This window comes from Clostridium novyi NT, assembly GCF_000014125.1.
Lineage (GTDB): Bacteria > Bacillota > Clostridia > Clostridiales > Clostridiaceae > Clostridium_H > Clostridium_H novyi.
Window position 1 is genome coordinate 1,275,656 of sequence record NC_008593.1, and the last position, 22,741, is coordinate 1,298,396.

At 26.9% G+C, this 22,741-nt stretch carries 21 protein-coding genes; 19 read left to right on the forward strand and 2 right to left on the reverse strand.

Features of this window, described 5'->3' with window-relative positions; all coding sequences use genetic code 11:
- Window positions 1–9: 9 nt before the first annotated feature.
- The 10 genes from NT01CX_RS05965 (at window position 10) to NT01CX_RS06010 (ending at window position 10,846) form a co-directional block, all read left to right on the forward strand.
- A complete protein-coding gene (locus NT01CX_RS05965; protein ID WP_011722154.1) occupies window positions 10–1,527 on the forward strand; it encodes a cobyric acid synthase in 1,518 nt (505 codons plus the stop codon).
- The gene (locus NT01CX_RS05970) at window positions 1,511–2,476 is read left to right on the forward strand and encodes a cobalamin biosynthesis protein (RefSeq protein ID WP_011722155.1); all 966 of its coding nucleotides are present in this window, start codon (window positions 1,511–1,513) and stop codon (window positions 2,474–2,476) included. The genes NT01CX_RS05965 and NT01CX_RS05970 overlap by 17 nt, the downstream gene beginning before the upstream one ends.
- The gene (locus tag NT01CX_RS05975) at window positions 2,473–3,534 is read left to right on the forward strand and encodes a pyridoxal phosphate-dependent aminotransferase (RefSeq protein ID WP_011722156.1); all 1,062 of its coding nucleotides are present in this window, start codon (window positions 2,473–2,475) and stop codon (window positions 3,532–3,534) included. The genes NT01CX_RS05970 and NT01CX_RS05975 overlap by 4 nt, the downstream gene beginning before the upstream one ends.
- Before the next feature lie 63 nt (window positions 3,535–3,597).
- Window positions 3,598–4,557, forward strand: a complete 960-nt coding sequence (locus NT01CX_RS05980; RefSeq protein WP_011722157.1) for an ABC transporter substrate-binding protein — start codon at window positions 3,598–3,600, stop codon at window positions 4,555–4,557.
- A 35-nt stretch (window positions 4,558–4,592) separates the two neighbouring features.
- Window positions 4,593–5,645, forward strand: a complete 1,053-nt coding sequence (locus tag NT01CX_RS05985; protein WP_011722158.1) for a FecCD family ABC transporter permease — start codon at window positions 4,593–4,595, stop codon at window positions 5,643–5,645.
- 3 nt (window positions 5,646–5,648) lie between these two features.
- Complete coding sequence (locus NT01CX_RS05990) at window positions 5,649–6,434, forward strand: ABC transporter ATP-binding protein (RefSeq protein WP_011722159.1); 786 nt, start codon at window positions 5,649–5,651, stop codon at window positions 6,432–6,434.
- Window positions 6,435–6,552: 118 nt separating this feature from the next.
- Window positions 6,553–7,386, forward strand: coding sequence for a methyl-accepting chemotaxis protein (locus NT01CX_RS05995; protein ID WP_011722160.1), 834 nt, complete (start codon window positions 6,553–6,555; stop codon window positions 7,384–7,386).
- A 26-nt stretch (window positions 7,387–7,412) separates the two neighbouring features.
- Complete coding sequence (locus NT01CX_RS06000) at window positions 7,413–8,276, forward strand: MBL fold metallo-hydrolase (protein WP_011722161.1); 864 nt, start codon at window positions 7,413–7,415, stop codon at window positions 8,274–8,276.
- A gap of 308 nt (window positions 8,277–8,584) precedes the next feature.
- Window positions 8,585–9,253 carry a potassium channel family protein gene (locus NT01CX_RS06005; RefSeq protein ID WP_011722162.1) on the forward strand — a complete coding sequence of 223 codons (669 nt, stop codon included), beginning with the start codon at window positions 8,585–8,587 and terminating at the stop codon, window positions 9,251–9,253.
- A gap of 153 nt (window positions 9,254–9,406) precedes the next feature.
- Window positions 9,407–10,846: an IS1182-like element ISCno1 family transposase gene (locus NT01CX_RS06010; protein WP_011722163.1), complete on the forward strand. Its 1,440-nt coding sequence runs from the start codon at window positions 9,407–9,409 to the stop codon at window positions 10,844–10,846.
- Window positions 10,847–10,894: 48 nt separating this feature from the next.
- Here the strand turns inward: NT01CX_RS06010 and NT01CX_RS06015 are convergent, their stop codons facing one another.
- Entirely contained in the window at window positions 10,895–12,049 is a 1,155-nt protein-coding gene (locus tag NT01CX_RS06015) for a THUMP domain-containing class I SAM-dependent RNA methyltransferase (RefSeq protein ID WP_011722164.1), read from the reverse strand.
- Window positions 12,050–12,216: 167 nt separating this feature from the next.
- On the opposite strand from NT01CX_RS06015, the gene NT01CX_RS06020 reads away from it, so the two are divergent.
- From NT01CX_RS06020 to NT01CX_RS06045, 6 genes are all read left to right on the forward strand, one after another.
- Window positions 12,217–12,927, forward strand: a complete 711-nt coding sequence (locus tag NT01CX_RS06020) for a pseudouridine synthase (RefSeq protein WP_011722165.1) — start codon at window positions 12,217–12,219, stop codon at window positions 12,925–12,927.
- Between the two features lie 128 nt (window positions 12,928–13,055).
- Window positions 13,056–13,934 carry a MurR/RpiR family transcriptional regulator gene (locus NT01CX_RS06025; protein ID WP_039227161.1) on the forward strand — a complete coding sequence of 293 codons (879 nt, stop codon included), beginning with the start codon at window positions 13,056–13,058 and terminating at the stop codon, window positions 13,932–13,934.
- 140 nt (window positions 13,935–14,074) lie between these two features.
- Window positions 14,075–15,301, forward strand: coding sequence for an NAD(P)/FAD-dependent oxidoreductase (locus NT01CX_RS06030; protein WP_011722167.1), 1,227 nt, complete (start codon window positions 14,075–14,077; stop codon window positions 15,299–15,301).
- 84 nt (window positions 15,302–15,385) lie between these two features.
- Complete coding sequence (gene cmk, locus NT01CX_RS06035) at window positions 15,386–16,045, forward strand: (d)CMP kinase (RefSeq protein ID WP_011722168.1); 660 nt, start codon at window positions 15,386–15,388, stop codon at window positions 16,043–16,045.
- Between the two features lie 12 nt (window positions 16,046–16,057).
- Window positions 16,058–17,962: a bifunctional 4-hydroxy-3-methylbut-2-enyl diphosphate reductase/30S ribosomal protein S1 gene (locus tag NT01CX_RS06040; RefSeq protein ID WP_011722169.1), complete on the forward strand. Its 1,905-nt coding sequence runs from the start codon at window positions 16,058–16,060 to the stop codon at window positions 17,960–17,962.
- A 133-nt stretch (window positions 17,963–18,095) separates the two neighbouring features.
- Window positions 18,096–18,965 (forward strand): GNAT family N-acetyltransferase, encoded by an 870-nt coding sequence (locus tag NT01CX_RS06045; protein ID WP_011722170.1) that lies wholly within the window; start codon window positions 18,096–18,098, stop codon window positions 18,963–18,965.
- 45 nt (window positions 18,966–19,010) lie between these two features.
- On the opposite strand, the gene NT01CX_RS12270 is transcribed toward NT01CX_RS06045, so the two are convergent.
- Complete coding sequence (locus NT01CX_RS12270; RefSeq protein ID WP_011722171.1) at window positions 19,011–19,181, reverse strand: hypothetical protein; 171 nt, start codon at window positions 19,179–19,181, stop codon at window positions 19,011–19,013.
- 184 nt (window positions 19,182–19,365) lie between these two features.
- Here NT01CX_RS12270 and NT01CX_RS06050 point away from each other — a divergent pair, with 184 nt between their 5' ends.
- The 3 genes from NT01CX_RS06050 to NT01CX_RS06060 all read left to right on the forward strand — a co-directional run bounded on the left by NT01CX_RS06050 (window position 19,366) and on the right by NT01CX_RS06060 (window position 22,674).
- The gene (locus NT01CX_RS06050; RefSeq protein ID WP_011722172.1) at window positions 19,366–20,337 is read left to right on the forward strand and encodes a GH25 family lysozyme; all 972 of its coding nucleotides are present in this window, start codon (window positions 19,366–19,368) and stop codon (window positions 20,335–20,337) included.
- Between the two features lie 206 nt (window positions 20,338–20,543).
- Window positions 20,544–21,029 (forward strand): flavodoxin family protein, encoded by a 486-nt coding sequence (locus NT01CX_RS06055; protein ID WP_011722173.1) that lies wholly within the window; start codon window positions 20,544–20,546, stop codon window positions 21,027–21,029.
- Window positions 21,030–21,129: 100 nt separating this feature from the next.
- A complete protein-coding gene (locus NT01CX_RS06060; protein ID WP_011722174.1) occupies window positions 21,130–22,674 on the forward strand; it encodes a thiol-activated cytolysin family protein in 1,545 nt (514 codons plus the stop codon).
- Window positions 22,675–22,741 lie beyond the last annotated feature (67 nt).

The following is a 22,741-nucleotide window of genomic DNA, read 5'->3' on the forward strand; positions in this document are numbered from 1 at the left end:
GTATACATAATGAAAAGCAAAAGTATTATGGTTCAAGGAACCGCCTCATCTGTTGGAAAGAGTATACTATGTACAGGACTTTGTAGGGTATTTTATAAAGATGGGTATAATGTGAATCCATTTAAATCTCAAAATATGTCACTAAATTCTGCAATAACTTGTGATGGTGGTGAAATTGGTAGAGCTCAATATATGCAAGCGGAGGCATCAAATAAAGTTCCATCAGTGAAAATGAATCCAATATTATTAAAGCCAAATTCAGATAGAGGATCTCAAGTTATAATAAATGGAAAGGTATTTAAAAATATGGATGCTGTTGACTATTATAAATTTAAGCCTCAATTAAAAAAGGATGTTTCGAAGATTTATAACAAGTTAAGTGATGAGAGTGACATAATAGTAATTGAAGGTGCAGGAAGTCCTGCTGAGATAAACTTAAATAAAGAAGATTTTGTAAATATGGGCATGGCTAAAATAGCAAAATCCCCAGTAATATTAGTAGGAGATATAGACAAAGGGGGAGTTTTTGCATCTATTGTTGGTACTATGATGTTACTTAAAGAAGATGAAAGAAAAATGGTACGTGGAGTTATCATAAATAAATTTAGAGGAAGCTACGAAATTTTAAAACCAGGACTTAAAATGTTAGAAGACATTATTAAAGTACCAGTGCTGGGTGTTATACCATACTTTAATTTAAATCTTGAAGATGAAGATAGTGCTACTGATTGGAGTAAGTTTAATTTTAATTCCAAGGGAGATATTGATGTAGCTGTAATTAAACTGCCACATATGTCTAATTTTACAGATATAAACCCATTAAAGATGTATGATGATGTAAGCATTAGGTTAATAGAAAAAGTGGAAGACTTAAAAAATCCTAATTTAATTATAATACCGGGAAGTAAAAATACTATAAAAGACATGGAATACCTTAAAAGTTCAGGAATGAATAGTGCAATACTTAATTGTCATTCAAATGGAAGCTTTGTATTTGGAATTTGTGGAGGATTTCAGATATTAGGTAGCAAAATTAAAGATCCAAACAACATAGAAAGTAATATAACTTCAATAGAGGGATTAAATTTAATAAACTCTGTAACTGAAATAAAAACAGATAAAACAACCACATTAACTGAAGCTAGGGACAAAATTTTTAATTGTAATATAAAGGGATATGAAATTCACATGGGGAAAACCCTTATAGATGATAATAACAGCAATTTTTTAGTTATTAATAGTAGGAATGAAGAAACATGTAATGATATAGATGGAGCTATAAGTAAAGATAAAAGAGTTTTTGGAACATATATTCATGGAATATTTGATAATTCAGAGTTTACAAGAAAATTTTTAAATCTCATAAGAAAAAATGCAGGTATGGATGAAATAAAAGAAACTCCAAAGGATTATTGGGAATTTAAAAATGAAGAATATGATAAACTTGCAGATATAATAAGAAATAATGTAGATATGAAAAAATTATATGAAATAGTAAATGAGGGAATAGATGAAACAGATAATTAGTATTTATTTAGCGTTTTTATTGGATTGTATTTTAGGAGATCCCTATTGGTTTCCTCATCCAGTTAGATTTATAGGAAAATATATAAGCTTTTTTGAAAAACAAATTAGAAAATTAAAACTTAATAATAAGGCTTTAAAAATATTTGGAATAGTTTTAACTATAAGTACGGTAACTATTACTTATACTATAAGTTATTTAGTGTTAAAAGTGGCTTTTGATGTAAATGTTGAATTATATTATGTTTTAAATATAGTAATGATGTGGACTGCTATAGCCCCTAAATGTCTTTCAAGTGAAGGGGTAAAAATATATAAAGAACTAAGTAAAGGTAATTTAGAAAAAGCAAGAAAGCAACTATCCTATATAGTAGGACGTGATACTGAAAATTTAGACGAAGGTGAAATCACAAGGGCAGTAGTTGAAACTATAGGAGAAAATACTTCTGATGGAATTATAGCACCCCTTATGTATATGTTCATAGGAGGAGCCCCTTTAGCACTTGCATATAAGGCGGTTAATACTTTAGATTCAATGGTTGGATACAAAGAAGATATATACTTTGATTTTGGTTGGTTTTCAGCAAAGTTTGATGATGTTGTAAATTACATACCAGCTAGACTAACAGCAATTTTTATGATTATAAGTTCTTGTGTTTTAAGATTAGACTATAAAAATTGTATTAAAATTATAAAAAGAGATAGAAAAAATCACACAAGTCCTAATGCAGGCTATCCTGAATCTGCCATGGCTGGAGCATTAAAAGTCCAGCTAGGAGGTACTAATTCATATTTTGGGAAACTTACATATAAGCCTAAAATAGGAGATAAGTTAAAAGAATTAAATAAAGAAGATATAAAAAAATCATGTATATTAATGTACGCTACAACAGTTGTTAGTATAGTTATATTTTCATTAATTTTATTATTAATTAAGGAGAAGATAGTATGAATTTTCATGGCGGTGATATATACAGTATAGAAACAAAGGTAGTAGACTTTAGTTCAAACATAAACCCGTTTGGAGTACCTGAAAGCTTTAAAAAAGCTCTTATAGAAAATATAAATAATTTTATTAAATACCCAGATATTAATTATACTGAGCTTAGAGAGACTATTAAAGACTATATAGGTATTAGCAATATAGACTACATAGTTCAGGGAAATGGTGCTGTTGAAATAATTTATAAAGCTATAGGAGCTGTAGGATGCAAAAAAGCATTTGTTATAAGCCCTACCTTTTCAGAATATAAAAGAGCTGTAAAATTAAATAGAATAGAATGTGAAGAAATAGATGTTTTTGATGACAATTACTTATCTTTGAATATAGATAGTCTTTTACATAGAATTGAAAATAACTCACTAGTTATACTTTGTAATCCGAATAATCCTACAGGAACTTTAACAAGAAGAGAGGATATATGTAAATTATTAAAAAAACTTAAAGATAAGACAAGTACACTTCTTATAGATGAAGCTTTTATAGAGTTTACGCCTAATTATGAAGAAAGTACAATGACTTCACTAATAGATGAATATGATAATTTAATTATAGTAAGAGCAGCTACAAAGTTTTTTGGAATGCCCGGAATTAGACTTGGATATGGTATTACCAAAAATCAGTCTTATATGGCAAATATAAAAAAAACACTAGAACCATGGAATATAAATACTGCTGCTGTTATAGCAGGAAATACAATATTTAAAGATAAAGAATATATATCTAAGTCTCAAAAGTGGATAAATGAAGAAAGAGAATTCTTATTTAATAAACTAAAAGAATTTAGGGATTTAACAGTATTTAAGTCAAATGCAAACTTTCATTTATTAAAAATAAATAGAGAGGATATAGATGCTTATGATTTAAAAGAATTACTTATAAAAGAAGGGGTATTAATTAGAGTTCCTAAAGGATTTTACAAATTATCTGATTCATATTTTAGACTTGCTATAAAAGATAGAGAAAGTAATGAATTTTTAATAAGAAAGTTAAAGAAAATATTTAAATAAAATATATAATTTAATAAATAAGAAGGGAGGAAGCAAGAGAATTAAGTTTTCTTGTTAACAAACATGATTTTAAAAAATAATAAAAAAAGTAGTAGATTTTTAAGTTTATTTTTAGCACTAGCAATGATTTTGGCATGTGTATTTTCATTTGCAGGATGTACAAAAAACAATGTAAATAATAAAAAAGAGGTAAATGTAAGTGTTACATATCCTCTTAAAATTAAGGATTCTTATAATAGAGAAGTAACTATTGATAAAGAACCTACGAGAATAGTTTCTCTAGCACCTAATATTACAGAAACAATATTTGCTCTTGGAAAAGGTAATAAGCTTGTAGGTAGAACAGATTATTGTGATTACCCAAAAGAAGTAAATAATATAACAGCTATAGGTAGTTTAACTGAACCTAATATAGAAAAGATTGTAGAGTTAAAACCAGATGTTGTAATAGCATCTACACATTTTAAAAAAGATGTACTTACTAAATTAGAAAAAATGAATATAAAAGTGGTAGTTTTATATGGTCCTGAAACTTTTGATGGAGTATATGATACCATAAGCAAGGTTGCAGAAGTTATAAATGCAAAATCTGAAGCTGATAAGCTAGTATCAGATATGAAAAATAAAGTTAGTTCTATAAATTATAAAATTAAAGATAAAAACAAACCTAAAGTTTACTATGTAGTTTCTTATGGTAAAATGGGTGATTTCACTTCAGGTGGAGATACATTCATAGGAAACATGATAGAAATGGCAGGAGGAAATAATGCAGCAAGTGATGTTAAGGGATGGAAATACAGTGTTGAAAAGTTAGTTGAAAAAAATCCTGATATAATCATATGTTCAAAGTATTTTGATGCTAAAAAAGGTATACAACAAACACCAGGCTATAAAGATTTAAAAGCAGTTAAAGATGGAAAATTAATAGAAATTGATAATAATTTATTAGATAGACAAGGTCCTAGAGTAGTAGATGGATTAGAATCACTAGCAAAAATAATTCATCCAGAGGCATTTAAATAACAATACAGTAAGTTTAAAGTAAGAGAGGATTTACTATGTCATTTATTGAAAAGAAGAAGCATTATAATAATTTATTTATTTTAGGTGTAATACTTTTATTTATTTTAATTATATTTTCTACTTATATTGGAGTTGCTGATATATCTTTTAAGCAAACATCTATTATAATTTTAAGCAAATTACCTATGGTAAATAAATATTTTAATTTAAACAATATAAAAGAAACTTCTAAATTAATAATATTAAATTTAAGATTACCTAGAGTCTTACTTGCATCTTTAGTAGGTTCAGGACTATCTGTTGTAGGTGCCTCTTTTCAAAGTATCTTTAAAAATCCAATGGCTGATCCTTATATTTTAGGTGTATCATCAGGGGCAGCCTTTGGAGCTACTCTCACTTTAATCTTAGGATTAAGTGGGAGTTTTTTAGGTATGGGGGCAACAGCTATAGGTGCATTTATAGGAGCTATTATAACAGTTATAGTGGTATATTCTATAGCAAGAGTAGGTAAGAAAATTCCTACAACTATGCTTTTATTAGCTGGAATTGCAATAAGCTTTATGCTTTCATCTTTTATATCATTAATTATGATTTTTAAAAGAGAACAAATAGAAAATATAATAATGTGGACAATGGGAAGTCTTGGAGCAGCTACTTGGGAACAAATAATACTTTTAACACCCGTTATTCTTATAGGAATAGTATTACTATACATATTTTCAAGACATTTAAATATAATGCTTCTTGGAGATGATACAGCTAAAAATTTAGGTATTAATACTGATAAAATAAAAAAAGTACTTATGGTTATTTCAAGTATAATAGTTGCACTTGTTGTATCTGTAAGTGGTGTAATAGGGTTTATAGGACTTATAATTCCACATACAATAAGAATGATATTGGGATCAGATAATAGAGTAATAATACCATTTTCAGCATTAGGAGGTGCTATATTTTTAATAATATGTGATACCTTAGCTAGAATTTTGGTGCCGCCTACTGAAATTCCTGTTGGTATAATCACATCATTATTTGGTGTACCATTTTTTATTAAAATTTTATATTCATCTAAAAAGAAGGTGAGTTAAATTATGAAAAATATATATCCAATAGAAGTTAAAAAGCTTAAATTTTTATATAATAATGAAAAAATACTGGATGATGTAAATATAAAAATAGAAAGAGGAAAATTTTATAGTATAATAGGGCCTAATGGCTCGGGAAAGACAACACTTATTAAGAATATATGTAAGATACTTGAGGGGAAGAATGGGCACATATTTATAAATGAAAAAGATATCAATAAAATGGATTTTAACAGTATTTCTAAATCTATTTCAGTTGTATCACAAGATACTAATATTGATTTTGATTTTTCGGTTATGGATATAGTATTAATGGGTAGAACTCCATATATAAAAGCATTTTCTACTGAAACCTATCAGGACTTAAATATAGCTAAAGAGGCTATGGAATTTTTAGATGTATGGAGATTAAAAGATAAAAATATAAGGTCATTAAGTGGAGGTGAAAGACAAAGAGTTTTAATTGCTAGAGCTATTTGTCAAAACACTGATATCATTTTATTAGATGAGCCAATTTCTCATTTAGATATAAAATATCAAATAGAGCTATTAAATAAGCTAAAATCTTTGAATATTAATAAAAAAATAACTGTTATTGCAATACTTCATGATTTAAATTTAGCGTCTACATATAGTGACTATATAGTTTTAATGAATAAAGGAAAAATAGTTGACAGTGGTACTAGTGAACAAGTATTAACCAAAGAAAATATAAAAAATGTATATAATATAAAAGTAGATATAGTATTACATCCAACTAGTCAAAAGCCATATATAATACCATTATTTTAATTATACAAAAACCAGTAAATAAAATAATATTTGCTGGTTTTTGTATAATTATGTAAGAATGTATGATATAATTTTTTTATTACTTTATAATAAATAATGGATAAAGGAGTAACAAATTATGATAAAAACTTTAGAAGAAAACGATTTAATAAGATCTTTTAATGCTTTAATACCATATTTCCAATATTACTTTGAAGACGAGATAGCATTTACTATTTCTAATACAGAATATTTTTTAAGAGGAGTGGATAGTGAAAATATAAAATTAGGAGTAAATAGTGGTGACCCTATTCCAGTAGGATGTGCTGCTTATGAATGTTTGAAAGCAAGAAAGCCAGTATCTGTAATGGTTCCAAAAGAGGTATTTGGAGTTTCTGTTAAAGCTATGGGAGTTCCAGTAAAGGTAAATGGTAAAATAGAAGGAACTATAGTTATTGCAAAAAGTTTAAAACGTAAAAATGAAGTAACTAATCTTACTAATGATTTATCTAATTCTTTAAAACAAATGACACTTGCTTTAAGTGAAATAAATAAGGGAGTTCAAAGTGTTTCTGAATATAACGGTTTTATACAAAATAATGTAGAAAAAGCATATAAAGAGGCTAAAAATACAGATGAAGTTTTGAAATTCATTGAAAATATTGCATCTCAGACCAATTTATTAGGACTAAATGCTGCTATAGAGTCATCAAGAGCAGGAGAATTTGGAAAAGGATTTAGTGTTGTAGCAAATGAGATAAGAAAGCTTTCTGTATCTAGTAGTAAATCAATTAAACAAATTAATGAAGTTCTAAAAAAGATACAGGATTCAGTTTTAGAAATATCCAATAAAATTAATGATTCTAACAATATTTTTGAAGAACAAGTTTCCTCTATTGAGGAAATAACTTCTGTTATAGATAATTTAAATGAATCAGCACTTTTGCTTAATAAAATGGCATCTGAGCTTTAAATATAAATAAGGGGAGGAGTATTATTATGAAAATAACAACCATAATAGAAAATTCACTAGGAGATAAAACTAATCTAAATAATGAACATGGCATTTCTTTTTTTATAGAAACTGGTAGTGAAAACATATTATTTGATACAGGAAAAACTGGAGATTTTATTGAAAATGCCAAGGATCTAAACATCGATCTAAATAAAACTAATTATTTAGTACTTAGTCATGCTCATTATGATCACTGTGGAGGGGTAAGAAGATTTTTAGAATCTTTTAATATAAAACCTAAAATGTATGTAGGAGATAAGTTTTTTATAAATAGTGATAAATATCATTATTCAGATGGAAGTCAAAAATTAGATTTTTCTTCAGATAGTGAAGAATATAAGTATATAGGTATAAATTTTGATGAAAGTTTTATAAAAAATAAAGGGTTACAAATCAATTATGTATCTAATTGTACTGAAATTACAGATAAAATAAAAGTTTTTACAAACTTCAACAGGGTATATGATTTTGAAAAATTAAATCCTAATATGATGATGAAAAAAGGAGAAGAATATGTTATAGATCCTTTTGAAGATGAAGTAGTATTAACCATAGAAACAGAAAAAGGTATATTAATATTACTAGGATGTTCTCATCCAGGAATTTTAAACATAGTAAGTGATATTGAAAAAAGAACAGGAAAAAATATATATGGAATTTTAGGTGGAACTCATTTAGTAGAAGCTAGCGAAGATAGAATAGATAAGACAATTGAAAAGCTAAAAGAAATGAATATAAAACTTATAGGTGTTTCACATTGTACAGGTGATAAAGCTGTAGAAATGTTCAGAAATGAATGTGATAATTTCTTTGTAAATAACACAGGAACTGTAATCAATAAATTATAATACAAGTTTAAAAAATAGTATATTTTTTAGAAAAGGTCCTTAAATAAGGGGCCTTTTTGTATTAAACAAAATAAACATACAAAAATTAGAGCAAATAAATCAGTTTACATAAACAATATTATGTATAATAAAACTTATAAAAGTAAACTTAATTTAAAAATATTTAGTTAACATAATAATTATTATGTATTTAACATTAAAATGTAAACTATAAACATATCTTAAAATTAAAATATCATATAAAAAATATTAAGACATATAGTATCTAAGAAGGTATAAATTATAAAGGAGATTAACGATTTGTCAATATGATAGTATCAATATTTATATATGCACTTATATGTATTATTTCTATACTAATATTACATAAACAGAAGAATACTTTCGAGAGATTTTTAATGAATTGCGTACTTTTGATGTTAGGTATAATATCAGCTCTTTATGGTTTATTAACATCTATAACTTTGTATAATGGGAAACCTATTTATCTTAAAAAACCAATAATATTTAGTTTGTTGTTTATATCATTATTATTAGTTTTAATGTTGTATAATATGTACTTTATTTGGAAAGACGTAAACTCGTACAATAAAAATAAAAATTCAATAAAAAACTATATATATAAAAATAGATTTTCGTTTTTTCTATTTGTAATAATATTTTCAATATCTCTAGTTATATTTTCATATGGATTTATATATTACATAATAAACAATTTGCCTCCAAGTATAGCATTAGATCTTAAGGATAACTTTATGGATAATGGAGAGAGAAAATCATTTGCTGAATGTGTTTATTTTAGTGCTGTAACATTTTTTACTGTTGGATTTGGTGATATAGTTCCAAGGGGAATATTTTTTCTTGGAATTATATTATTAGAAATGACTACTTCATATTTGTTAACTATAATTTCTATACCTATATTCTTATCTATATTAATAGATGGTCTTAGATTAGAAAAAAAAGAAAAGAAATAAAAACATGGAATTAATCCATGTCAGGCTGTTGATAAACATAATTTGTCAACAGCCTTTTTACATTTATTACAAAAAGGGTTTTTAGTTTTTATGTAGAATATATATTTTAGACCAATAAATCTTTTAGCCCGTTAGGGCTCCTACGGAGGAAAAATGCTTACTAATAATGAAAGAAAACAAAATCAATTAGAACTAGTTTATATAGAAAATTTAGTACCTGAAAATCACATACTTAGAAAGATAGATAAATACATAGACTTTTCATTTATAAGAGATTTAACTAAGGATTTATATTGTCCTGATAATGGAAGACCTTCAGTAGACCCAGTTGTATTATTTAAAATGCTTTTTATAGGATACCTATTCGGTATACGTTCAGAGCGTCAGCTTATAAAAGAAATCCAGGTAAATGTAGCTTACAGATGGTTTTTAGGATATGGACTTACTGATAAAATACCAAGTCATTCCACTATAAGCCAGAATAGAACAAAAAGATTTAGTAATACAAATATACATCAAGAAATATTTGATAATATTGTATTTCAAGCTATTAATAGAAACTTGGTTGATGGGAAAATTCTATATACTGATTCTACTCACTTAAAAGCTAACGCTAATAAACATAAATTTATTAAAAAAGAAATAACTAAATCCACAAAGGAATACTTTGATGAATTAGAGAATGACATTAATAAAGATAGAATTAATCATAATAAAAAGCCTCTAAAAAAAAAGACTAAAATAGCTGAAACTAAGGAAATAAAAGTAAGTACAACTGATCCAGACAGTGGATATATGGTTAGAGATGGAAAACCTAAAGGCTTTTTTTATTTAGATCATAGAACTGTTGACGGAAAGTATAATATTATAACAGACGTTCATGTTACTCCCGGGAATATAAACGATGTAGATCCTTATGTTAAAAGAATAGAAACTCAAATAGAAAAGTTTAATTTTAATACAAAATATTTAGTAGCAGATGCCGGATATTCTACGAATCCTATTTGTAAACAAATTTCAGACAAAAATTATCAAGGTGTTTTTGGGTTCCGTTTAGGACCCCATGTTAAAGGAAAATATACAAAATATAGATTTCAGTATGTTAAAGAATTAGATGGATATGTGTGTATTAATAATTGCTTTTTAAAATATAGAACTACTACGAGGGAAGGTTATAAAGAATATTTAAGTAATGCGGAGCATTGTGCTTATTGCAAATATAAAAATAATTGCTTAACATCTGATAAATCCATTAATAGAACTATACGTCGTCATGTTTGGGAAGACTATAAAGATCAAATTTTTAGCTTTACTAAAACAGAAAAAGGTAAAAGTATTTACAAACGACGTAAAGAAAAGATTGAGCGTAGCTTTGCTGATTCAAAAGAATTACATGGGCTACGTTATTGTCGCATGCGAGGAATTAAAAATGTTTCTGAACAATGCTTACTTACAGCGGCAGTTCAGAATATGAAAAAGATAGCCATGGTGCTATCGCATTATTTTTTGTGTACATTAATTCAAATTTATTCCAAATTAACATACATAATAAATATTTTTCGAATGCTATCGCATAAAAGAATTTTGGCGTAAACAAAAGCCCCCAATTGTTGGGGGCTTTTTGAACAATCTGACATGGAATTAATCCATGTCTTTATTTCTTCTTGGTGGTTTTGGACCTATATATTGATAGTAGTAACACTGAATTCTTCCATTGTATAACTTCCTATTTTTATCAGACTTCTTACCAAAGCATTTTTCAAAGTCACTATAAGATGTAATTACAAATTTTGACCAAGTATCAAATTTTGAAAATACTTTTCCCATATCTCTATAAAGAGCTTCTACTTCATCTTTTTCATTTAATCTTTCTCCATATGGAGGGTTACAAACAATGGTACCATAATTATAATGAGTACTTAATTCTTGAACAGGTTGAGTTTGGAAATGAATACAATCATCAACTCCTGCCTTTACAGCATTTTCTCTTGCTACAGGAATTATCTTGCTATCTTTGTCATATCCAAATATATGATATTCCTTGTCATACATAATAGCTTCATATGCTTCTTTTCTTACCTTTTTCCATGTTAATGAGGATATAATAAAATCCCAATTTTCACATGCAAATGTTCTATTAAGACCAGGTGCTATATTTCTAGCAATCATAGCAGCTTCTATTGGAATAGTTCCTGAACCACAAAATGGATCTATGAAAAGTCTATCGTATCTCCAATTACTTAAAATAACAAGGGCAGCAGCTAGTGTTTCCTTTAGTGGAGCTAAACTCCCTTTTTCTCTATATCCTCTTTTATGAAGAGCATCTCCACTAGTGTCTAATAAAACTGTTACTTCATCATTTAATATAGAAATAAGTATAGGATAGACACTTCCGCTTTCACTAAACCATTCTACATTATATTCTTCTTTTAAATTTTCAACAATAGCTTTCTTACATATAGATTGTATATCAGAAAGACTAAATAATGTTGATTTAACTGATTTAGCATTTACAATAAAATTTGCATCTTCAGGTAAAAAGTTTGACCAAGGAATTCTCTTTGTGCCTTGAAATAAATCTTCAAAAGTTGTAGCTTTGAATTCCGCAAGTTTTATGTATACTCTATCTGCACATCTAAGCCAAAGATTAGATTTACAAATACATTCCTCATCACCATTATATGTAACTTTTCCATTTTCCACTTTTAAGTTTTTATATCCAAGTCTTTTTAGTTCTTTACTTACAAGACCTTCTATACCAAAAGCAGAAGTTGCAACTAATTCATAATTTGCCATGTAATTTTATCCCTCACTTTAATTATTATTATCAAAATACAGTATTTATAATATAGCACTATATAATATATAAAACAACAAATTTAGCAAATACACTTATTATTTGATTATAAATATAAATGACTATATAATAAACTCTGTAAATAAAATAATGTAGGTGATTATAAATGAAAGAAAGATTGCAAAAATACATGGCTTCTTGTGGAGTTGCATCAAGACGTAAATGCGAAGAAATTATTATTAGTAATAGAGTAAAAGTAAATGGAACTATTGTTAATGAACTTGGATTCAAAGTAGATCCTTCAAAAGATAAAGTATATGTAGATTCAAAACTAATATTTTTAGAAGAAAAAAAAGTATATATAGCTCTTAATAAACCAGAAGGATATGTTTCTACAGTTAAAGATGAAAGAAATAGAAAAACCATAATGGACTTAGTAGAAGTTGAAGAAAGAATTTTTCCAATAGGAAGACTTGATTATAATACTTCTGGACTATTGCTTATGACAAACGATGGAGATATTTATAACAAAATAATTCATCCTCGTAAAGAAATAGATAAAGTATATATAGCAATTATAAAAGGGGTTCCATCTGATGAAGAAATACATAAATTTTGTAATGGACTCGATATTGGAGACTATATAACATCCAAAGCAAATTTTGAAGTAATTGATAAGTTAGAAGATAAGTCTAAAGTTAGAATAACTATTCATGAAGGTAAAAACAGACAAGTAAGAAGAATGTGTGATAAAATTGGTCACCCAGTTATAGCACTTAAAAGAATTTCAGTAGGTAAAATATCTCTAAATAACTTAAAACGTAGTCAGTGGAGATATTTGAATGAAAGTGAGATAAAATATTTAAAAAATCTATAAATCCTTTTATTTTATAGTTTCAAATCCAATAATATGCATTATATATTGATAAAATATTTAATTGATGATAAAATGAAATAAAAATTTCATATTGTTGCAATGAATGTAAGAAGGGATTGAATAGTACAATGGATGATAATACTCAGGATTTGATGAAAACCATACAGATGAAATTTACTAGATTAAGTAAAGGTCAGAAGTTAATCGCTGAATATATATTAAAACATTATGATAAAGCAGCTTTTATGACAGCTGCAAAACTTGGTAATAGTGTAGGAGTCAGTGAATCTACAGTAGTTAGATTTGCAAATGAACTTGGATTTAGTGGATATCCTAAACTTCAAAAGGCATTACATGACTTAATAAAGAATAAGCTTACAACAGTACAAAGAATAGAAATATCAAATAATTTAATAAATCAAGAAAACTCATTAAAGGGAGTTTTAAAAGGTGACATGGAAAATATACGTGCTACCCTTGAAAAAATAAATTATAAGGACTTTGAAGAAGTTGTAGATAGTATATTTCAGGCTAAAAGAATATACATAATAGGTCTTAGAAGCTCCACTGTACTTGCTGAATTTCTAGCATTTTATTTAAACATGATTTTAGATAATGTAAATGTAAAAGTTGTAAAGCATGGCATAAGTGATGTATTTGATCAAATGATAAATATAACAAAAGATGACTTGCTTATAGGAATAGGATTTCCTCGCTATGCTGCAAGAACAGTTGAAGCATTATCTTTCGCTCAAAGTAAAGGTACAAAAGTAGTTGCAATAACTGATAGTTTATTATCTCCACTTGCAACTAAAGCTCAATATACCTTAATTGCCCAAAGCAATATGGCATCTTTCGTTGATTCACTTGTAGCTCCACTTAGTGTTATTAACGCCTTAATTGTTGCAGTAGGCCTTAGAGAAAAAGATCATATTTCTAATTTATTTAAAGAATTAGAAAATATTTGGGAAGAATATCAAGTTTATTCTTGCAAGGGAGAAGATTAGATATTTTAAGTATAGAAGGTAAGAAGTTATTTTAATTTCTTGCTTTTTTTATTTATATATACATATATCTTGAATAAACTATTCCTGTGTATTAAATTATAATAGTAGATAAGTCATATATTTATTGAAGAGGTGAACTGATGAAAAAAGTTATAGTTATAGGAGGGGGACCTGCTGGTATGATGGCAGCTATTGAATCTGCCAAAAATCCTAATAATGAAGTAACCCTTTTAGAGAAAAATGATAAATTAGGCAAAAAGCTTTTTATAACAGGTAAAGGAAGATGTAATGTTACTAACAATAAAGATATTAGTGAGTTCTTTGACAATATACCAACTAACTCTACTTTTTTATATAGTAGCTTATATTCCTATACTAATTTAGATACAATAAACTTCTTTGAAAGTCTTGGGGTGCCTCTTAAAGTAGAAAGAGGAGATAGAGTATTTCCTAAATCCGATAAATCATCAGATATAATAAAAGCTTTCGAAAAAGAACTTTCAAATAAAAATGTACATATAATGTTAAATTCAACTATTAAAGATATAGTAACAGAAAATAATACTATTTCAAAAGTAATTTTAAAAAATGGTAAAGAGATAAAGGGTGATCATTTTATACTTGCAACAGGAGGACTTTCTTATCCTCAAACTGGTTCCACTGGTGAAGGATTAAGTTTCTCTGAAAAATTAGGTCATAAAATAGTTGAACCTAAACCTTCTTTAATTCCAATTGAGCTAAAAGAAGAGTGGATAAAAGAACTTCAAGGGTTATCTCTTAAAAATGTAACTCTATCTATTAAAAATAAAAACAAAACATTATATGAGGATTTTGGTGAGATGTTATTTACTCACTTTGGAATATCAGGTCCTATTGTTTTAAGCGGAAGTCATGTTGTAAATTCTAATTCTAACTTAAAAGCAGTTATAAACTTGAAACCAGCATTAACAGAAGAAGAATTAGACAAACGTATTCAAAAGGATTTTTCAAAATACTTAAATAAAGATTTTAAAAATGCATTAAATGATCTATTACCTCAAAGACTAATATCAATTATAATAAAGTTAAGCAATATATCTGAAGATAAAAAAGTAAATTCAATTACAAAAGAAGAAAGAAAAAGACTAGTTCATTTAATTCAAAACTTTGAATTAAGCATAAAAGGACTTAGACCTATAAAAGAAGCTATAGTAACTTCTGGTGGTGTTAGTGTAAAGGATATAGATCCTTCCACAATGAAATCAAAAATAATAAATAACTTATCCTTTGCAGGTGAAATGATAGATGTAGATGCATACACTGGGGGATTTAATATACAAATAGCATTATCCACTGGATTTATAGCTGGAATTAGCATAGATAATTAGTTAACTTATGTAAAAAAATAAAGGATTTTAGTACTTTTCATAGAATATATTATCTATGCCTAAAATAAGAAAGGCGGTATTATTTTGAAATTAAATGTAGCAATAGACGGACCAGCAGGAGCTGGAAAAAGCACAATAGCAAAAATGGTTGGAAGTAAATTCAACCTAATGTATATAAACACAGGCTCTATGTATAGAGCTATTACACTAAAAGCATTAGAAAACAACATTAACTCTGATAACATTGAAAAGTTATGCGATCTTATGAGTAATCTTGAAATGCATTTTGAAAATGATAGACTTATATTAAACGGAGAAGATGTAAATGATGCACTTACTCTACCTAAAATAAGTGAAAATGTTTCAAATTATGCAGCTATTTTAGAAGTAAGAGAAAAGCTTGTGTATCTACAACAAAAAATGGCAGAAAAATATGATGTTATTATGGATGGAAGAGATATTGGAACAGTTGTTTTAAAAGATGCACCTTTTAAATTCTATATAACTGCTTCTCCAGAGGAAAGAGCTTCTAGACGTTATAAAGAATTATGTTCAAAAAACATAGAAGTAAATTATGATAACATATTAGAAGAAATAAAAAAACGAGATTATATAGATTCAACTAGAAAGATAAATCCTCTAACTAAAGCAAAAGATGCTATAGAAATTGATACAACAACTATGTCTATAGATGAAGTTGTAAATAGTATTTGTTCTATTATAGCTAAAAAACTTAACAAATAAGGTAGTGATTTTATGAAAAAAATATTGTTAGCTGAGAAAGCTGGATTTTGTTTTGGTGTTAAGAGAGCTGTTGATACTGCAATTAACTTTAGTAATGAATATAAAAAACCTATATATACATTAGGACCACTTATACATAATAATGACGTGGTTGAATTTTTAAAATCAAAAAACATCACTTCAATAGAGTTAGATGAACTTGAGTCTTTAAAAGAAGGTGATGTTATTATTATAAGATCTCATGGAGTTACTCCTAATGTTATAGAACTTTTAAAAGATAAAAATCTTATAATTGCCGATGCTACATGCCCTTATGTAGCACATATACATGAAACAGTAAAAAAATATTATGAATTAGGTTATCAAATAATAATAGTAGGGGATAAAAGTCATCCAGAAGTTGTTGGTATAAATGGATACTGTAACAATACCGCTATAATATCAAAAGATGGATTAAATATTGAATCATTGCCTGATAAAGTTTGCATTGTTTCTCAAACAACTGAAAAACAAGAAAACTTTAATAAGGTTATTGATAAAATAACACCTTTATGTAAATCACTTGCTAATTTTAATACTATATGTAATGCAACAAAAACAAGACAGGAATCAGCAGAAAAACTTTCACAAAAAGTAGACTCTATGGTAGTAATCGGTGGATATCACAGTTCGAATACTACTAAATTATATGAAATCTGTAAAAAAAATTGTGAAAATACAATCCATGTTGAAAATGCAAGTGAAATACCAAATGATTTAATCGAAAATAGTAATAGTATAGGTGTTACAGCAGGCGCGTCAACACCTGATTGGATTATAAAGGAGGCCATATCAAAAATGAGTGAAAATAACAATTCAGCATTTAATGAACAATTAGCTTATATGGAACAAAATGATATCCAAATAGCTGTTGGTGATACAGTAAAGGGACAAGTTATATCATTAAATGAAAAAGAAGCATTTGTAAACATAGGTTATAAAAAAGATGGTATTATACCTTTAAAAGAAGCTACTAGAGATGAAAATATTTCAATGAAGGACTTATTTAATATTGGTGATGAAGTAACAACTAAAGTAGTTAGTCTTAAAAATAATGATGATTGTGTAGTTTTATCTAAAATTGAAATAGAAAGAGAAGAAGCATTTAAAGAAATAGAGGAAGCATTTAATAATAAGACTACCTTAAATATTTCTATAAAAGAATCTGTAAAAGGTGGTATTATAGGAAGATATAGAGGAGTTAGAATTTTTGTCCCTGCATCACATGTAGAACTTTTCCATGTAGAAGATTTAAGCGTATATATTGAACAAGAAATGACTGTAAGTATAATTGAATTTAGAGTTAACAGAAAAGGTACTAAAATAGTAGCTTCTAGAAGAAATGTACTACAAAAGGAACAAGCTAAACAAGAAGAAGAAGCTTGGGAAACTTTTAAAAAGGATGATGTAGTAGAAGGTGAAATAAAGAGACTTACTAACTTTGGAGCATTTGTAGATATAAATGGAATAGATGGTTTACTGCATGTTTCTGAAATTTCTTGGGGAAGAGTAGAAAAACCTGAAGATATTTTAAGTGTAGGAGAAAAAGTAAAAGTTTGTATACTAAATATTGATAAAGAACATAAAAAACTATCATTATCTATAAAAAAATTAACTGAAGATCCTTGGAATAACGTTGAAGAAAAATACCCTGTAGGTTCTGTAGTACTTGGAAAAATAGTTAGATTTGCTGACTTTGGTGCTTTTGTTCAATTAGAACCTGGTATAGATGGACTAGTTCATGTTTCAGAAATCAGTTATAAAAGAATAAACAAACCAAGCGATGTTTTAGAACTTAATCAAGAAGTTAAAGCTAAAATAATAAATGTTAATAAAGAAACTAAACGATTAAGTTTAAGTATAAAAGAAACAGAATAACTATATTAATACACAAGAAACTTAAATAATTCTTGTGTATTTTATTTAAATTAATATAAATATATAAGATATTGGAATTAATAAAATTTTTTTGTATATATTATTACAGAATATCATCTTGGGGGATTGGTATATGTATACATTAGAAGTTCTTACTAAAGAAAACTTAAATGAATTTAATAAACTAAATGAGTTTAGAACTAATTTTAATAAATTAAATAAAGACTTTTGGCAATCTTATTACACATTAAATAATATGCAAATTTTATTACTTAGAAAAAAAATAAAACTTTTAAAAAAAGACTTTAAATATATAGGTTATGTTTGGATAGGTGGCAAAGTGAACAATATACATAGAATAAACTCTATGTATATTGTTGAAAACGACAATATATTAAATGATTATTCATATTTAATAAATAACTTAGATCTTTCATATCCTACTATATATACATGTGAAAAAAATCATTATAATTTTGATATCTTAAATAAAATAGGATTTGAAAAAATTCATGGGATTATGGAAATGAGTCAAAATTTAAATTCAATAAAAGAAATGTATGTACCAAGTGATATAAAATTTAAAAAGTTTATTAGGGGTAAGGATGAAGCAATAAGATGTTTCTTGCAAAATACAATATTTGAATCTAAAAATAGATTACCATTAACAATTAAGGATATATATTATGATGAAATGCAGGATTACTACTGTGAAGACTCTGCTATATTTTTAAAACAAGGAAATAGTTATATTGGTTATGGTCAAATTATTGAAAAAAATAAGATTCCGTTTATAGTCAACCTAGGAATACTTCCTCAGTATCAAAATCAAGGATATGGTACTTTACTTTTAAAATATTTATTGAATATGTTATACAAGAAAAAGAAGTCTTTTGTTAAAATAAATGTAGATCCTAAAAATATTCGTGCTTTAGAATTATACAAATTGCTAGATTTTAAAGAAGACTTTGAAAGGTCTAAATGGTACTTATCTAATATTTAAATCAAACGTACAAAAAGAGCATATATAAGCTCTCTTTGTACGTTTTTATTCTAAATTCAAATCATTAAGTAATCCTTCTTTTGGAACATATGATGATTTTATATTTGTAAGCCTTTGATTTTGAAGAACTCCAAAATAACTTCTATCAGATATACAACATCCTTTAGTTAAATCTGTAACTTCGCCTAATTCTTCTTTTTCTTTAGCATCATACATTATAATATCCTCCTTTTATATTATCTATTGTTAGTATGTTCTTATTTCATTTTTTTAATTATGTTTTCCTTATATTTGTGCATATAGTTTCATTAAGCAATAAAATTTTTGTGTCAAAACTTGACTTTTTTATATATAATATACAAAAAATTATTTCTTGTATATTATAAAGGAGAGAATAATAATGCAATGTGCTAGTAATAAAATCATAAATGGAATTGATATTTCTAACTGGCAATCAGGAATAAACTATGATAAATTAAAAAGAAATACAGAAGTTGTCATAATAAAAGCTACTGAAGGTGTAGATTTTATAGATAAAATGTTTTTAACCCATTACAATGGTTGTAAAACAGCAGGACTAAAAATTGGATTTTATCATTTTTTTAGTGATAAAAGTAATCCTACTAAACAAGCAAGAGACTTTTGGAATACTATAAAAAATAAAAAAATGCATGTAATTCCTGTACTTGATATAGAAACCTCAAAACGAAGTAAAACTGAAGTTACAAATAGATGTTTAGAATTTTTAAAGGAAATGGAAAGATTAAGTGGATTTAAATGTATAATTTACACTTATACTTCATTTGCCATAGAAAAACTAGACAAAAGACTCTCAAGTTATCCTTTATGGATAGCTCATTATGGAGTAGCTTCTCCTCATAATAATGGTATCTGGAATAAGTGGGTAGGATTCCAGTATACTGATAAAGCAAGAATTGAAGGGGTTCCAAATACATGTGATGCTAATAAATTTACACCATATATATTTATAAATTCAGATTTTAAAGTTCCCCAAAATAATAGTATAATACAAGAAAAACCTCTATGGCAATTAAGCATAAGTGGTGATATAGTAAAAGACTTGCAAAGAGAATTAAATAGACAGTTTAATAAAGGTTTAAAAGTAGATGGTTACTTTGGAAATTCCACTTTAAATGCCTGTATACTAGTTCGTAGAGGTGCTAGAGGAAATATAACAAAAATTATTCAACAACGATTAATAGATAAAGGCTACTATGTTGGAATTTATAAAGCTGACGGTGTTTTTAGAAATGATACTGAACTTGCAGTTAAAAAATTTCAAAAAAATAATAATCTTAAAGTAGATGGTATAGTTGGCATAGAAACTTGGAAAGCTCTATTTAAAAAATAGTTATTAAAATAATATATTATGTAATAAAAGCCATAACTTAATTTAAGTTATGGCTTTTATTAATATCATTCAATGATAATTAATATCATTCAATGATAATTAATATCATTCAATGATAATTAATATCATTTATCTTATGATTATGTTATAATATTTGTGCAATACCCATATAAATGTAATTAACTATATATAAATGGAGGTTACTTATGAAATCAATCATAATTTATTATTCATTAGAAGGAAATTCAAAGTTTATATCCGAATGTATAAATGAAGTATTAAAAGGAGATATTGTTCGATTAGTTCCTGTAAACGATGTACCTAAAACTGGCTTTTTAAAAAAATACTTGGTGGGTGGTACTAATGCAATGAGGAAAAAGAAACCAGAAATCAATCCAATAAATATTAACTTTGATGAATATGATTTTATAGTATTTGGAACACCAGTATGGGCTGGAACATTTGCACCTGCATTTAATACTTTTTTCGAAAAATATAATAATATAAAAAATAAAAATATAGCATTATTCTGCTGTCATGGTGGCGGTGGTGCTGCTAAAACATTCGATGTATTTAAAAAAAATCTAGAAGGAAATACTATTTTAGGAGATATACAATTTAAAGATCCTTTAAAACACGAGGCTAAAGAAATTGGAAATCAAGCAAAAGAATGGATTAAAAATTTACTATAATTTTTAAAAATTATATATCTTAAATAAAGCTCCATACCGTTTATACGATAATTTAATTAGAGAAAATAATTATATTTAAACAAAATAGGGGGAGTAACTAATGAAGAAATCTTTAAAAACTATAATTCGTAGCATATCTTTTCTCTCAATATTAACATTAACTTGTAGTTGCAACTTTATAACAAGCACCCAGAAAAATGTAAGCTTATTATCGGGACCTAATAAAGTTATTAAACCTAAGAAAACTAAATCCTTAGATGATAGGATTTATGGATTAAAATATGATCCTAATAAAATACTATCATTTAATGGAGAAAAAGTTGAAAATTTTGTACCTAACGAAGGTTTTTCAACACCCGATAAGTACATCGTTATAAAACGTGAAAAGAAAAGTATATCAGATTCTACAGCAGATATAGCTGTTATAGACTCGATGAATGACAAAACTTATCCTGGTGCAATACAACTTGCAAATAGAAATCTTATAGAAAACAAGCCTAATATAGTATCTTGTGAAAGAAAGCCAATAACAATAAGTATAGATTTACCTGGGATGGGTGAAGAAGGGAAGACAACTATAACTTCTCCTACTTATTCTTCTGTTAAAGCAGGAATTGATTCATTGCTAAATAAGTGGAATTCACATTATTCGTCAATATATAGCATTCCAACTAGATTTAGCTATTCAGATTCTATGGTTTATAGTAAGTCTCAATTATCAGCTAAATTAGGTTGTAATTTCAAAGCTTTAAATAAAGCATTGGATATTGATTTTGATTCTATTTATAAAGGACAAAAGAAAGTAATGCTTCTTGCATATAAGCAAATTTTTTATACAGTAAATGTAGATGCCCCAAATCATCCATCAGACTTCTTTGGGGATAAAGTAACATTTAATGACTTAGCAAAAAAAGGAGTTAATAGTAAGAATCCTCCTGTATACGTTTCAAGTGTATCTTATGGTAGAACTATTTATGTAAAACTTGAAACTACTTCTAAAAGTGCCAATGTAAAAGCTGCATTTAAAGCACTAATAGAAAATCAAAATATAAGCAGTAATTCTGAGTACAAAAATATTTTAAATCAAAGCTCATTTACAGCTACAGTATTAGGTGGTGGAGCTAAAGAACATAACAAAGTAATAACTAAAAACTTTGATGAAATAAGAAATATAATAACTAACAACTCAGAATATAGTCCTAGAAATCCAGGTTATCCTATAGCATATACTACTTCTTTTCTAAAAGATAATAGTGTTGCAACAGTGAACAATAAAACAGATTATATAGAGACAACCTCTACAGAATATACTAATGGAAAAATTACTCTTGATCATAGAGGTGCATATGTAGCTAAATTCAATATTACTTGGGATGAAGTAAGCTATGATAAGAATGGAAAAGAAATAGTAGAACACAAATCATGGGAAGGAAATGACTTCGGTAGAACAGCTCATTTCAATACAGAATTATACCTAAAAGGTAACGCTCGAAATATTTGCATAAAAGCTAAAGAATGCACTGGTCTTGCTTGGGAATGGTGGAGAACTATAATAGATGATAAAAATGTTCCTTTAGTTAAAAACAGAAAAGTCTATATTTGGGGAACAACATTATATCCTAGAACATTAACAGAAATAGAATAAAAAATATAGGATCATAGGTCTAAAACTTATGATCCTATATTTTTAAAAATTTTTATAGAATGATACC

Excerpts from the sequence above, each read along its gene's own strand:
- NT01CX_RS05965 (WP_011722154.1), top strand. The coding sequence starts at position 10 with ATGAAAAGCAAAAGTATTATGGTTCAAGGAACCGCCTCATCTGTTGGA.
- NT01CX_RS05970 (WP_011722155.1), top strand. The coding sequence starts at position 1,511 with ATGAAACAGATAATTAGTATTTATTTAGCGTTTTTATTGGATTGTATT.
- NT01CX_RS05975 (WP_011722156.1), top strand. The coding sequence starts at position 2,473 with ATGAATTTTCATGGCGGTGATATATACAGTATAGAAACAAAGGTAGTA.
- NT01CX_RS05980 (WP_011722157.1), top strand. The coding sequence starts at position 3,598 with ATGATTTTAAAAAATAATAAAAAAAGTAGTAGATTTTTAAGTTTATTT.
- NT01CX_RS05985 (WP_011722158.1), top strand. The coding sequence starts at position 4,593 with ATGTCATTTATTGAAAAGAAGAAGCATTATAATAATTTATTTATTTTA.
- NT01CX_RS05990 (WP_011722159.1), top strand. The coding sequence starts at position 5,649 with ATGAAAAATATATATCCAATAGAAGTTAAAAAGCTTAAATTTTTATAT.
- NT01CX_RS05995 (WP_011722160.1), top strand. The coding sequence starts at position 6,553 with ATGATAAAAACTTTAGAAGAAAACGATTTAATAAGATCTTTTAATGCT.
- NT01CX_RS06000 (WP_011722161.1), top strand. The coding sequence starts at position 7,413 with ATGAAAATAACAACCATAATAGAAAATTCACTAGGAGATAAAACTAAT.
- NT01CX_RS06005 (WP_011722162.1), top strand. The coding sequence starts at position 8,585 with ATGATAGTATCAATATTTATATATGCACTTATATGTATTATTTCTATA.
- NT01CX_RS06010 (WP_011722163.1), top strand. The coding sequence starts at position 9,407 with ATGCTTACTAATAATGAAAGAAAACAAAATCAATTAGAACTAGTTTAT.
- NT01CX_RS06015 (WP_011722164.1), bottom strand. The coding sequence starts at position 12,049 with ATGGCAAATTATGAATTAGTTGCAACTTCTGCTTTTGGTATAGAAGGT.
- NT01CX_RS06020 (WP_011722165.1), top strand. The coding sequence starts at position 12,217 with ATGAAAGAAAGATTGCAAAAATACATGGCTTCTTGTGGAGTTGCATCA.
- NT01CX_RS06025 (WP_039227161.1), top strand. The coding sequence starts at position 13,056 with ATGGATGATAATACTCAGGATTTGATGAAAACCATACAGATGAAATTT.
- NT01CX_RS06030 (WP_011722167.1), top strand. The coding sequence starts at position 14,075 with ATGAAAAAAGTTATAGTTATAGGAGGGGGACCTGCTGGTATGATGGCA.
- NT01CX_RS06040 (WP_011722169.1), top strand. The coding sequence starts at position 16,058 with ATGAAAAAAATATTGTTAGCTGAGAAAGCTGGATTTTGTTTTGGTGTT.
- NT01CX_RS06045 (WP_011722170.1), top strand. The coding sequence starts at position 18,096 with ATGTATACATTAGAAGTTCTTACTAAAGAAAACTTAAATGAATTTAAT.
- NT01CX_RS12270 (WP_011722171.1), bottom strand. The coding sequence starts at position 19,181 with ATGTATGATGCTAAAGAAAAAGAAGAATTAGGCGAAGTTACAGATTTA.
- NT01CX_RS06050 (WP_011722172.1), top strand. The coding sequence starts at position 19,366 with ATGCAATGTGCTAGTAATAAAATCATAAATGGAATTGATATTTCTAAC.
- NT01CX_RS06055 (WP_011722173.1), top strand. The coding sequence starts at position 20,544 with ATGAAATCAATCATAATTTATTATTCATTAGAAGGAAATTCAAAGTTT.
- NT01CX_RS06060 (WP_011722174.1), top strand. The coding sequence starts at position 21,130 with ATGAAGAAATCTTTAAAAACTATAATTCGTAGCATATCTTTTCTCTCA.